General features: G+C 57.8%; 10 protein-coding genes. 6 read left to right on the top strand and 4 right to left on the bottom strand.

The genetic code is table 11. The annotated features are described in order from the left end of the window. Positions 1 to 224: 224 nt before the first annotated feature. Together GDJ93_RS08755 and GDJ93_RS08750 are read right to left on the bottom strand one after the other, a co-directional pair. Entirely contained in the window at positions 225 to 563 is a 339-nt protein-coding gene (locus GDJ93_RS08755) for a PTS lactose/cellobiose transporter subunit IIA (RefSeq protein WP_055252615.1), read from the bottom strand. Between the two features lie 214 nt (positions 564 to 777). After that, the gene (locus GDJ93_RS08750) at positions 778 to 1782 is read right to left on the bottom strand and encodes a LacI family DNA-binding transcriptional regulator (RefSeq protein ID WP_152068510.1); all 1005 of its coding nucleotides are present in this window, start codon (positions 1780 to 1782) and stop codon (positions 778 to 780) included. A 357-nt stretch (positions 1783 to 2139) separates the two neighbouring features. On the opposite strand from GDJ93_RS08750, the gene GDJ93_RS08745 reads away from it, so the two are divergent. Continuing rightward, entirely contained in the window at positions 2140 to 3906 is a 1767-nt protein-coding gene (locus GDJ93_RS08745; protein WP_152068509.1) for a lactose/cellobiose PTS transporter subunit IIB, read from the top strand. 66 nt (positions 3907 to 3972) lie between these two features. Next, on the top strand, positions 3973 to 5412 hold the full coding sequence (gene lacG / locus GDJ93_RS08740) for a 6-phospho-beta-galactosidase (RefSeq protein WP_152068508.1): 1440 nt from the start codon (positions 3973 to 3975) through the stop codon (positions 5410 to 5412). On the opposite strand, the gene GDJ93_RS10025 is transcribed toward lacG (GDJ93_RS08740), so the two are convergent. Beyond that, positions 5409 to 5609, bottom strand: coding sequence for a hypothetical protein (locus GDJ93_RS10025; protein ID WP_193221511.1), 201 nt, complete (start codon positions 5607 to 5609; stop codon positions 5409 to 5411). The genes lacG (GDJ93_RS08740) and GDJ93_RS10025 overlap by 4 nt on opposite strands. A gap of 62 nt (positions 5610 to 5671) precedes the next feature. Then, entirely contained in the window at positions 5672 to 6673 is a 1002-nt protein-coding gene (locus GDJ93_RS08735) for a LacI family DNA-binding transcriptional regulator (RefSeq protein WP_193221510.1), read from the bottom strand. Between the two features lie 285 nt (positions 6674 to 6958). On the opposite strand from GDJ93_RS08735, the gene GDJ93_RS08730 reads away from it, so the two are divergent. The 4 genes from GDJ93_RS08730 (at position 6959) to GDJ93_RS08720 (ending at position 11831) form a co-directional block, all read left to right on the top strand. Continuing rightward, complete coding sequence (locus GDJ93_RS08730; RefSeq protein WP_226812565.1) at positions 6959 to 8206, top strand: PTS transporter subunit EIIC; 1248 nt, start codon at positions 6959 to 6961, stop codon at positions 8204 to 8206. Continuing rightward, positions 8152 to 8736 carry a PTS sugar transporter subunit IIB gene (locus GDJ93_RS10160; protein WP_226812564.1) on the top strand — a complete coding sequence of 195 codons (585 nt, stop codon included), beginning with the start codon at positions 8152 to 8154 and terminating at the stop codon, positions 8734 to 8736. Before GDJ93_RS08730 ends, GDJ93_RS10160 begins: the two co-directional genes overlap by 55 nt. A gap of 75 nt (positions 8737 to 8811) precedes the next feature. Next, positions 8812 to 10233: a 6-phospho-beta-galactosidase gene (gene lacG, locus GDJ93_RS08725; protein ID WP_226812563.1), complete on the top strand. Its 1422-nt coding sequence runs from the start codon at positions 8812 to 8814 to the stop codon at positions 10231 to 10233. A gap of 365 nt (positions 10234 to 10598) precedes the next feature. Beyond that, a complete protein-coding gene (locus GDJ93_RS08720; protein WP_152068506.1) occupies positions 10599 to 11831 on the top strand; it encodes a Fic family protein in 1233 nt (410 codons plus the stop codon). The last annotated feature ends 88 nt before the right edge of the window (positions 11832 to 11919 follow it).

Below are 11919 nucleotides of genomic sequence, written 5' to 3'. Positions count from 1 at the left end.
ATGGGGCACGGGCGGGCGCTCAAGGCCGTCGCGAGGAAGCGGCTCAGGGCGATATACGCCGTGATGCGCGACCGGGTGCCTTACCGGGAGTAGCCCCGACGGTTGACAAAACTATAGGAACACCCAATGACTATCTCGGGATGAGTTGCGGGGAGGAGAACAGAAAAAGCCCTGCCGCGGGTAGCGGCAGAGCTTTTGGAAGGGGACTTGGTTGTGAGGGCTCGTTAGGCGAGCTTGGCCTCGAGCTCGGCAATGCGCTTGTAGGCATCGATGGTAAAGCGGGCCTGCTTCTCCAGGATCATGGTGGTCATGAGAGTGTCCTGAGCATGGGCCATGATGAAGGTCATCTCCATCTCGCCACCGCCGGCCTCCTGCGAAAGCAGCTTGGTCTGCGTGTCGTGGGCGCCGATAAGTGCATCGCTGGCATCCTTGTGCAGCTGTTCGGCCTTCTCAAAATCACCCTCGCGAGCAGCATCGAGCGCTGCAAGCAGATCGGTCTGGGCGTCACCTGCGTATGCGACAATCTCGAATCCAACCATCGAGATTTCTTCTTTGGTTGCCATATTGCGTTCCTTTCACATATGAACCAATGGAGAGCATCGCGTCCGGGCATACGCGCTGCGTTCTGTATGGCAGAAACATTAACATTCAAACAAAAAAGAACAGCGCAAAACGTAATTTCAAGCTATGAACGGTCAATTTTTGCCCGTGAACGGTTTTTAAACCAATTTAAACAATATCGAACACAATTAGCGGCAACCCAAACAGACCCGCGCCCTAGCGCCAATCGCGCACCGTATCGCCCTCGACGAGCACGCCCGGAAACAGCATGTGCTCCACACCGGGTTCAACGCCCTCGGCGCCGGCAATCTTGTCGACCGCCCACATGCCGACGCGCTTGTTGTCAAAGCGCACCGTGGTCAGGCGACGGTCGGGCACGATATCGCCCAGGCTGTCGTCAACACCCGCCACGCTCACGTCCTCGGGCACGCGCTTTCCGCGCGACTCGAGTCCGCGAATGCAGCCGTAGGCCATGGCGTCGTTGGAGGCATAGATGGCAGTACAGGTCGGATCATCCGCCAGGGCCTGACCTGCGGCATATCCGCTCTGCGCCGTCCAATCGCCACGGATAAGTCGCGGTGGCTCAATGCCATGCGCACGCAATGTCTCGCGCCAGCCTTCCTCGCGCCGCATGCCCGAAAGCGAGCGCTCGGGGCACGAGATAAAGTGCACGGTTTTGTGCCCCCGCCCCAGCAAGTACTCGACCACCTGGCGCGAGCAATCGAACTGGTCGTTATCGACCGTTGAACAGAGCGGGTGCTCCAACATCGTAACGAGCACCGTCTGCATGCCGGGCAGCGGTTCAAAGGTGCCAAAGTCCGCCGGCATGCGGTTCATGATCACGACCATGCCGTCTACCGGCAGCGCGCTCATGCGCGACGATGCGCTCTCGAGGGTATACGGATGCCCGTCTACTTTAGTGAGGGTGATGGCATAGCCGTGCTTATCGGCGGCGGCGGTAAAGCCCTCCATACGGTCGAGGTTGCCGGTACCGGTAATGTTGAACATGGCAACGCCGACGGTCTTAAACTTGCCGCGGCGCAGCGATCGACCGGCAAAATTGGGGCGATACCCCAGCTCGCGCATGGCGGCACGCACGCGTTCCTTGGTCTCGGGGCGCACGCTGGGCGAATCGTGCACGGTGCGCGAGACCGTCTGCTCCGAGACGCCCGCGAGGCGCGCTACGTCTTTGACGGATACCGATTTTTTAACAGCGGCCATAGGTCGATCTTTCTATGTCAACGATGCCATTGGTGGCACCCTGCGCAGTCATTTTTAACGCCTTCAAGTATATCCAACGCCTCCCCCACCATACGCTCACCACCCAAAACCTACCGTTCACCGACATTTTTGCTTCCCCAAACGGCTTTTTGCGCCCAAATGTTAACGTTGCCATTGCGCAAACACAGAGCCACCGGGCGGCTCAAACGTTTACGCATAAGGAATCGACGGTTCGCAGGCACAGGAACCACCGGTTCGCGTCTTTTTTTGTGTCGCAAAATGGCAACGTCAACATTTTGGCAACCGAACGCCAAAAGCTACCATCGTTGCTAACCCACCGACTCTTAGGAGCATTGCATGGAGCAACTTATCGCCACCATCGAAAAGGGCCAGCCCTTTTTCAACGCGATCGCCCGCAACAAGTACCTCAAGGCGATCCGCGACGGCTTTATCTCCGTCATCCCCATCATCATCTTCTCGTCCATCTTCTGCCTGGTAGCCTCAGTCCCCAACATCTGGGGTTTCTACTGGCCCGATGACATCAACAACGCCCTGTGGAAGTGCTACAACTACTCCATGGGTATCCTGGCCATCGCCTGCGCTGCCACCACAGCCAAGCACTTCGCCGACGCTCAGAACCGCGATCTGCCCAAGAACAACCAGATCAACTTCATCTCGTGCATGTGCGCGGCCATCATCGGCTTCTTGCTCCTTTCGAGCGACACGATCGCCACGGACGCTGCCAGCGGCTTCAACACCACCTACCTTGGTTCCAAGGGCCTGCTGACCGCTTTCATCGCTGCGTTTGTGACTGGCATCATCTACAAGTTCTTCATTAAGCGCAACATCACCGTCAAGATGCCCGAGCAGGTTCCGCCCAACATCTCGCAGACCTTCAAGGACATCATCCCCTTCTCCGTCTGCATCACCGTCTTTTGGGTTTTTGACATCGTCTTCCGCGCTGCTTTTGGCTTCTGCTTTGCCCAGGGTGTCATCCAGGTGTTCCAGCCCCTGTTCACCGCTGCCGATGGCTATATCGGCCTCGCTGTGATTTACGGCGCCATGAGCCTCTTCTGGTTCGTCGGCGTCCACGGCCCCTCGATCGTCGAGCCCGCCATCGCCGCCGCCCTCGTTGCCAACATGACCGACAACCTGGCTGCGTTCCAGGCCGGCCAGCACGCTTCCGCTGTCCTGACCCAGGGTGCCCAGTACTTCGTCGTCTGCATGGGCGGCACCGGCGCCACGCTCGTCCTGGTCTTTATGTTCTGCTTCCTGGCCAAGTCTCAGGAGATGCGCGCCGTCGGTAAGGCCGCCATCGTCCCCGTCTGCTTTGCCGTCAACGAGCCGCTGCTGTTCGCCGCACCCATCGTGCTCAATCCCGTCTTCTTTGTCCCGTTTGTCTTTGCCCCGATCGCCAACATCTGGATCCTCAAGATCTTTATCGACTTCTTGGGCATGAACGGCTTTATGTACACCCTGCCTTGGACTGTCCCCGGCCCCATCGGCACCATCATGGGTCTGGGCTTCCAGCCGCTCGCCTTTGTGATGCTCGCCCTTATCCTGGTCGTCGACTTCGTTCTGTACTATCCGTTCTTCCGTGCCTATGACGCCCAGAAGTGCGCCGAGGAGGCCGAGATCTCCCAGGAGGAGCTCGCCGCCAAGAACGCCGAGAAGGCCGCCAAGCTTAACGATGCCTTCCAGGGCAAGGCTGACGCCAAGAGCGTTGCCGCCGGCGCTGCTGCCGAGGCCGTGAAGGCCGACGCTCCCGCCGCTGTCGCCACTGAGGCAACGACCGCCAGTGACCTCAACGGCAAGCGCGTGCTCGTGCTCTGCCAGGGTGGCGGCACCTCGGGCTTGCTCGCCAACGCGCTGGCCAAGGCCGCCAAAGAGCGCGGCATCAATCTTGAGACCGCTGCCGAGGCCTATGGCAACCACGTTGACATGCTTCCCGACTTTGACCTGGTCGTCCTGGCTCCGCAGGCCGCAAGCTACCTGGCCGACCTGCAAAAGGACTGCGAGCGCGTGGGCAACAAGTGCGTCGCCTGCCGCGGTAAGCAGTACATCGAGCTCTCCCAGAACGGCGATAAGTCTCTCGCTTTCGTAAGCGAGCAACTTTCGAAGTAAGTAACGCCCAAGGCCAGCCGACCATCCACAGCCGGCTGGCCCTTCGATTTAGACGATTGGATCATCATGTCCGTTAACCCTGCTAGCGTCACCAACCCGCCTACGCAGTTTCCCGAGGACTTTGTCTTTGGCGGCGCCACCGCTGCCTACCAGGTAGAGGGCGAGACCCGCACCCACGGTAAGGGCAAGGTTGCCTGGGACGACTTCCTGGAGGCCCAGGGGCGCTTTTCCCCCGATCCCGCTTCGGACTTCTACAACCAGTACCCCGTCGACTTGGAGCTGTGCGAAGAGTTTGGCATCAACGGCATTCGCCTCTCCATCGCCTGGAGCCGCATCTTCCCCAACGGTACCGGCGAAATCAACCCCGAGGGCGTCCAGTTCTACCACGATCTCTTCGCCGAGTGCCATAAGCACCATGTTGAGCCGTTCGTCACGCTGCATCACTTTGACACGCCGCTTCCTCTCTTTGAGAAGGGCGACTTCCTCAACCGCGAGACCATCGACGCCTTTGTGGACTTTGCCACCTTCTGCTTTAAGGAGTACGCCGACCAGGTGACCTACTGGTTCACCTTTAACGAGATCTGGGCCGACGCCTCCAACACCTACATCGAGGGCACCTTCCCCGGTGGCGTCAAGGCGCATCTTGCCGAGGCCTTCCAGTGCGAGCACAACATGATGCTCGCCCACGCCAAGGCAGTGCTGGCCTTCCACAACGGCGGCTTTAAGGGCAAGATTGGCGTCATTCAGTCGCTGGAGTTTAAGTATCCGCTCAACGAGAACGACCCCGCCGACATCAAAGCCGCCAACAACGAGCACGTGCTGCAAAACCAGTTCTTGCTCGACGCCACCTTCCGCGGCGACTACGCGCCCGACACCCTCGAGTGCGCCAACCGCCTGGCCGCCGTCTCGGGCGGCACCATCGAGATCTTGGACGAGGATCTGGAAATCATGCGCGAGGCCGCGCTCTACAACGACTACCTGGGCGTTAACAACTACCAGTGCCGATTCTTGAAGGCCTACGATGGCGAAAACGACCTGCACCACAACGGTACGGGAGAGAAGGGCACCGGCCGCTGGCGCGTTAAGGGCATTGGCGAGCATGTGAACAAGCCTGGCATCCCCACCACCGACTGGGACTGGATCATCTATCCCGAGGGCCTGTTCGATCTGCTCGTCTACATTAAACAGCGCTACCCCAACTACAAGCAGATCTTCATCACCGAGAACGGCATGGGCTACAAGGACCCCTACAAGGACGGTTTTGTGGACGACCAGCCGCGCATCGACTACATCGAGCAGCACCTGCGTTGGCTGCTCAAGGCCATGGAGGTGGGCGTCAACGTGGGCGGCTACTTCCTGTGGAGCCTGCAGGATCAGTTCTCCTGGACCAATGGCTACAACAAGCGTTACGGCTTCTTTTACGTTGACTTTGAAACCCAGAAGCGCACGCCCAAGGCAAGCGCCTACTGGTACAAGCACGTGGCGCAGACCCGTCGTCTGGACTAGTTAACGCCATCGGCCGCCGTGACCATCACGCTGCCGTGCACCTTACCATTCCCGATCGCATGGGCGCTGCGTCCATGCACCTCTTTCCGTGTGGCGGATACGACCTTCCCGGTGGATGCTTCAGCATCCTTGGTCGTATCCGCCGTTTTTGTTTTTGGGCGGGTTGGGCCGCGTTCGTTTGTCTCGATCTGTAACATCTAGCCGAGTTTTTGGGTCCTAGCTGTTACAGATTGAGACAAACGGAATAGGCCGAGCACGTCTACGCCCGCAAGTCCTTTACGCTGGAACGCTCGACCAGCACGCCCGAGACGAGCGTACGGCTTCTGGAGCTCGGGGCTTCCAGGCCCGCAACGACCTCGTTGAACGCACGGACGCCCAGCTCGCGGTGGCGGAACTTCACCGACGTCAGAATCGAGTTGGGAATCGTCTTGTAGAGCTCATCGTCGAAGCCGATCACTGACACATCATTGGGCACACTGAGCCCTTTGTCACGTAGAGCCATCATCACGCCGTTTGCCATGCAGTCGTTAGCAGCGAGGACCGCCGTGCAATCGGGTTTATCGGCAAGCACAAGGCCCGCGGCATAGCCACTATCCGCATTCCAATCGCCTTGCAGAGGCTCGGGCGGCTCAATGCCATGCGCCTCGAGTGCCGCTCGCCAACCTTTCATACGGCACTGGCTCGACAGCGACTCTTTCTTACCAGAGACGAAGTACACGTTCTTGTGCCCGTGATTCAAGAAGTACTCGCATGCCATGCGCGCGCCGCCCTCTTGGTCGTCACTGACGGTGGAGCAGGTAGGATGTTCCATCGGTGTGATAATCACCGTCTTGAGGTCTTTCGGTGCCTCAAAAGTATCAAAGTCATCGACCATCTGACGCAGGTTGAAGATCATGCCATCAACAGGCAGCTGCGACATCCTACGCGCCGCTTCGGCAAGGGTCATCTTCTCCCCCGCCCGCTTTTTGATCATCGTGAGCGCAAAGCCGCGTTCTTCGGCGGCATCGGCGATACCGTCAATCATGTCCACGGCACCGCCCGACAAGTGGAACAGCACCACGCCGATGCACCCGTAACGGCCCAACTTGAGCGAACGCGCGGCAAAGTTCGCCCGGAACCCAAGCGTCTCCATGGCAGCATGGACCCCATCGCGTGTCGACTCTCGCACGCTATCGGGCTCGTTGATCACACGCGAAACCGTCTTGAGAGAAACGCCCGCGGCAACTGCCACATCATTCATTGAGACATTTTTCTTGTCCATCGTTGCCACTACTTCTCCAGTCGGTTTTGCATCGCTTGTTTTTTTGCGTTCTAGCATACACTACCTGCCCGACTGACAAATCAGCCGTTTATCGGACGATATCGACCGTTCACCTGTAAATCCTTGTTGCTCTTCCAAAAATGTCTTACGTTGTCATTAACGAAATGACAACGTTGTCATTTCGCAATGCCTTCCTTAAGCAGGAAGGTTTCCGGGCAGTCCTGACCATCCATCGACGACCAGTTCCATCCACATGCATCGCGCATCAAGTAGCAAAGGAGCTCTATGGACGCCATCGTAAAGATGCTCGAAAAGCATCAGCCGTTCTTTGAGAAGATCTCGAGGAACATCTACCTCCAGGCTATTAAGGACGGATTCCTTGGGTGCATGCCCATCGTCCTCACCTCTTCGATCTTTCTGCTCATTGCCACCCTTCCCGGCGTAGTCGGCATCACGCTGCCCCAGCCGCTCATCGACTGGTGCAACAAGCTGTACAACTTCACCATGGGCGTCATGGGCATCATGGTTGCCGGCACCACCGCCAAGAACTTCACGGCTTCCATGAACCGTCGCATGCCCGCCGGCAAAGTGCTCAACGACGGTTCCACCATGGTGGCCGCCCAGTGCAGCATGCTGCTGCTCGCAGTCACGCAGTTCACCACCAAGTTCAACGGCTCCGAACTTTCGGTCTTCGACTGCACCAGCATGGGCACGCGCGGTCTGTTCTCGGCCTACATCGCCGCGTTCATTACCGTGTGGGTCTATAAATTCTGCGTCTCGCGCGATCTGACCATTAAGCTGCCCAAGGAGGTCCCGGGCGCCATCGCTCAAAACTTCCGCGACATCATCCCCTTTGGCGGCGCCGTCATCATCTGCGGCATCATCGATGTGGTTGTGCGCAACCTCATGGGCGTTCCGTTCTCCGAGCTGCTCATCAAGCTGCTCTCCCCGCTCTTTACCGCTGCAGAAACCTATCCTGGCCTTATCCTTATCCAGGCAGCCACCGCGTTCTTCTGGTTCATCGGCGTCCACGGCCCCTCGATCGTCCAGCCGGGCATCGACCCCATCCGTCTTGCCAACCAGGCCGAGAACCTGCAGGTTCTGCTGGCCGGTGGCCACCCCGCCCACTCCCTCACCTTTAACATGTCGCTCGTGGGTGAGTTCGGCGGCACCGGCGCCACGTTCATCGTGCCGCTTCTGCTGATTCTCTTTATGAAGTCCAAGCAGCTCAAAGCCGTCGGTAAGGCCTCGATTGTTCCTGTTGCCTTTGCTGTCAACGAGCCGCTGCTCTTTGGCGCGCCGATGATCCTTAACCCCTACATGCTCATCCCCTTTGTTGCCGCCGGCTGCGTCAACGTGAGTGTTGCCAAGTTCTTTATCGATAACGTGGGCATGAACGGCTTCTCCTTCGTGTGCCTTGGGCTACTCCTGCCCCCATCGGCATCTTCATCACCACAAACTTCCAGCTTATCGCCCTGGTGTTTGTCGCAATCATCATCTTGCTGGACGCCATCATCTACCTGCCGTTCTTAAAGGCATACGATAAGCTGCTCTGCGACCAGGAGGCCGAGCGCGCCGCCGAGCTGGGTCTTGAGTCCGATGGTGCTGCCACCATTGCCGCCAGCACCTCTGCGCCCGCTGTCGAGCAGACCGCCGTTGCCGTCGAGCCGACCGCCGCTGCCGCCGACAGCAAGCCTGTCGCCGATCAGCCCGAGCCCGCCGCCGACGCATCCGCCAAGAAGGATGTCGACGGCCTGAAGGTCCTCGTCCTGTGCGCCGGCGCCGGCACCTCTGCCATGCTTGCCAACGCCATCAAGGAAGGTGCCGCGCAGACCGGAGAGAACATCGCCTCCTCCGCAGGCGCCTATGGCCAGCACACTGCCATCATGGATCAGTACGACGTTATCGTGCTTGCCCCGCAGGTCCGTAGCTACTACAACGACATGAAGGCCGACACCGATCGTCTGGGCATTAAGCTGCTCGCTCCCCGCGGTAAGGAATATATCGACCTCACCCGCGACCCCGCTGGCGCCATCAAGTGGCTCCGCGAGAACCTCGACTAGTTCCTCCCTCTGTTGGTGCCCGGATCCCCAGTTCGGGCACCTCTCCCTATTCGTATCCCACAGAAAGGATGACTCATGACCAACCCCATGCAGTTCCCCGACGGCTTTGTGTTTGGCGGCGCCACCGCCGCTTACCAGGTTGAGGGCGAGACCCGCACGCACGGCAAGGGCAAAGTGCCCTGGGACGATTTCCTGGCTGCTCAGGGTCGCTTCTCCCCCGACCCCGCAAGCGATTTCTACAACAAGTATCCGGTCGATATCGACTTGTGCCAGCGCTTTGGCATCAACGGTATTCGCGTCTCCATCGCTTGGAGCCGTATCTTCCCCAGTGGCACCGGCGAGATTAACCCCGAGGGCGTCGCTTTCTATCACGAGCTTTTCGCCACCTGCAACAAAGCTGGCGTTATCCCCTATGTCACGCTCGATCACTTTGACACGCCCGAGGCCTTCTACCAGGACGGCGGCGAGGGCTTCCTGACGCGTACGACCATCGATGCCTTTGTCGAGTACGCCAAGTTCTGCTTTGCCGAGTTCACCGAGGTCAAGCACTGGTTTACCTTTAACGAGATTCCCGCGACCGCCGAGGGCAGCTTTATCGTCGGCAACTGGCCGCACGGCGAGAAGTATCGCCTGGACAAGGCCTTCCAGCTCATGCACAACATGATGGTGGCCCACGCCAAGGCCGTCGTCGCCTTCCATGAGGGTGGCTTTGAGGGCGAGATCGGCATTGTCCAGAACCTGGAGCCCAAGTATCCCCTCGATCCCAACAGCGCTGCCGACTGCGAGGCGGCTCGCATGGCCGACGTCATCAACAACCGCTGGGTACTCGACGCCACCTTCCGCGGCCACTATGCCGCCGACACGATGGAGGCTGCGACCAAGCTGTCCCATATCGCCGGCGGCGAGCTCGACGTCCGCGACGAGGACATCGCCGCGCTGACCGCCGCGCTCCCCTACAACGATTGCCTGGGCGCCAACACCTACAAGTGCCAGTTCCTGCGTGCCGCCGAGGGCGAAAATGACATCAACCACAATGGCACCGGCGACAAGGGCTCCTCGCGCTGGTTCCTCAAGGGCGTGGGCGAGTCATGCGTGCGCGAAGGCATACCCACCACCGATTGGGACTGGATCATCTATCCCGAGGGCCTGTACGACCTGCTGCTGCGCATTAAGAACGATTACCCCAACTACAAGAAGATCTACATCACCGAGAACGGCATGGGCTATAAGGACGACTTCGAGGATGGCTTTATCGACGACGCCCCTCGTATCGACTACATGCGTCAGCATCTCGCGTGGATCCTCAAGGCAATCGACGGCGGCGTGAACGTCGACGGTTACTTCGTGTGGTCGCTGCAGGACCAGTTCTCCTGGACCAACGGCTATAACAAGCGCTATGGCCTGTTCTACATCGACTTTGAGACCCAGAAGCGCTATCCCAAGGCGAGCGCGTACTGGTACAAGAACGTCGCGGAGACCGGCCTGCTCATGGCTTAACTTCTGCCACATACCCCCTGTCGGCCGCATGCGAATCCCTCCACGGGTTCGCATGCGGCCTTTTTGTTTTTGGTGGGCCCGAGCGGATCATTCGTCTCGATCTGTAACATCTAACTGGGATTTTCGGTCTTAAATGTTACAGATCGAGACAAACAGGAGTCCGGTCAAAAAATCTCAATCTGTAACACGTAGCCCACTTTCGATCGTCTACCTGTTACAGATCAAGACAATAAGATAGTCAAATCCAAACTTTCCAAGCAGTTATGAAGCATGGTTTCTAGTTTTCGGTATCACGAACATACTTTCGGTGTCATTTAATGGTATTATGATATCGAAAGTATGTTCGTGATATCGAAAGGAGCCGCATGCGCCAGTTCGATTACACCACAGTCCCAGCGGAACTCGAGGCAACTCCAATCACCAACCTCCTCCTCTCGATACGCGAGCATAAAGGCCGACAGCTTGCTCTGAGTCAAGTTAAACCCGAACTTCTATCGTCACTTATGGAGGAAGCTAAGATCCAAAGCACCCAATCCTCCAACGGACTTGAAGGAATTGTTACCACCCAAAAAAGACTCAAAGCAATCATGGCGTATTCCGCCAAGCCAAGCTCCCGCGCAGAGGAAGAAATCGCTGGATACCGAGATGTGCTGTCGCTTATTCACGAGCAACACGATTCCATTCCCGTAACGCCATCGGTCATTTTGCAGTTGCATCGTGACCTCATGGCGCACACGGCAATCTCGTATGGGGGCCATTGGAAAGATAGCGATAACGAAATCATCTCCATCGACGATCAAGGCAATCGATTTGTGCGCTTTAGGCCGCCTTCGGCCCTAGCAACCCCCGGACTTATCGAAGAAGCCTGTCGGTCCCTCAACGACGCCTTATCTCGTCAAGTTTGCGACCCCCTCCTTATATCATTCCGCTTCATCTTCGATTTTGTCAGCATTCATCCCTTCAACGATGGCAATGGCAGGATGAGCCGGCTCCTTACAACGCTGCTACTCGAAAAGACTGGATACGACGTTGCGCGTTACATCAGCATCGAACGACTTATTGAAGACAACAAGGCGCTCTACTACAACGCCCTCGCTGCAAGCTCCACTGGATGGAATGAAAATCAAAACACCGAAGTACCCTTTATCCGTTTTATGCTCGGAACAACCCTGGCCGCCTACCGACAGCTCGAGCAGCGTACCTTAATTGAATCAAGCACTCGTCCCATGTCGAAGCAAGCGCGCATCGCTGTTCTATTTCAACAGAGACCCGGCGTCATTAAGAAATCCGACATCCGATCCAACTGCCCCGATATCAGCGAGGTTACCGTTAAACGAACCCTCGGTCAGCTTGTTAGTTGCAGCGCAATCGAAAAAACAGGAGCGGGTCGTTCGACGGGCTACATACTCAAAGACGTCCATGCTCTAGAACTATTCTTGCAATCCACAATACCCGATAGCGAGGCCGCAATAACAAAAGAGGCTCCAAAGGATAAGCTCCTTGAACGTGTAAACCACGCCGAGGATGAAAGCAGAGAGGGGCTCTATGAAGACTACGATTCATTCTCAAGGGACATAAAGACGAAATACGGAGTCTAGTCATATCCCAGAATAGCCTCATCCTTGTTGCCCAAAGTTATTTACGCGTCAGCGTGAAGCGGTAATCCCCACGCCGGCAGGGGGCAGA

The sequence above is a fragment of the Collinsella aerofaciens genome (assembly GCF_902501475.1).
Lineage (GTDB): Bacteria > Actinomycetota > Coriobacteriia > Coriobacteriales > Coriobacteriaceae > Collinsella > Collinsella aerofaciens_AL.
The sequence above is the reverse complement of the archived record's forward strand: the minus strand, read 5'-3'. Positions and strand labels throughout refer to the sequence as shown.

Bases quoted from the DNA above. Each gene is read 5' to 3' on its own strand.
- GDJ93_RS08755 (WP_055252615.1), bottom strand. From the start codon at position 563: ATGGCAACCAAAGAAGAAATCTCGATGGTTGGATTCGAGATTGTCGCA.
- GDJ93_RS08750 (WP_152068510.1), bottom strand. From the start codon at position 1,782: ATGGCCGCTGTTAAAAAATCGGTATCCGTCAAAGACGTAGCGCGCCTC.
- GDJ93_RS08745 (WP_152068509.1), top strand. From the start codon at position 2,140: ATGGAGCAACTTATCGCCACCATCGAAAAGGGCCAGCCCTTTTTCAAC.
- lacG (WP_152068508.1), top strand. From the start codon at position 3,973: ATGTCCGTTAACCCTGCTAGCGTCACCAACCCGCCTACGCAGTTTCCC.
- GDJ93_RS10025 (WP_193221511.1), bottom strand. From the start codon at position 5,609: ATGTTACAGATCGAGACAAACGAACGCGGCCCAACCCGCCCAAAAACA.
- GDJ93_RS08735 (WP_193221510.1), bottom strand. From the start codon at position 6,673: ATGGACAAGAAAAATGTCTCAATGAATGATGTGGCAGTTGCCGCGGGC.
- GDJ93_RS08730 (WP_226812565.1), top strand. From the start codon at position 6,959: ATGGACGCCATCGTAAAGATGCTCGAAAAGCATCAGCCGTTCTTTGAG.
- lacG (WP_226812563.1), top strand. From the start codon at position 8,812: ATGACCAACCCCATGCAGTTCCCCGACGGCTTTGTGTTTGGCGGCGCC.
- GDJ93_RS08720 (WP_152068506.1), top strand. From the start codon at position 10,599: ATGCGCCAGTTCGATTACACCACAGTCCCAGCGGAACTCGAGGCAACT.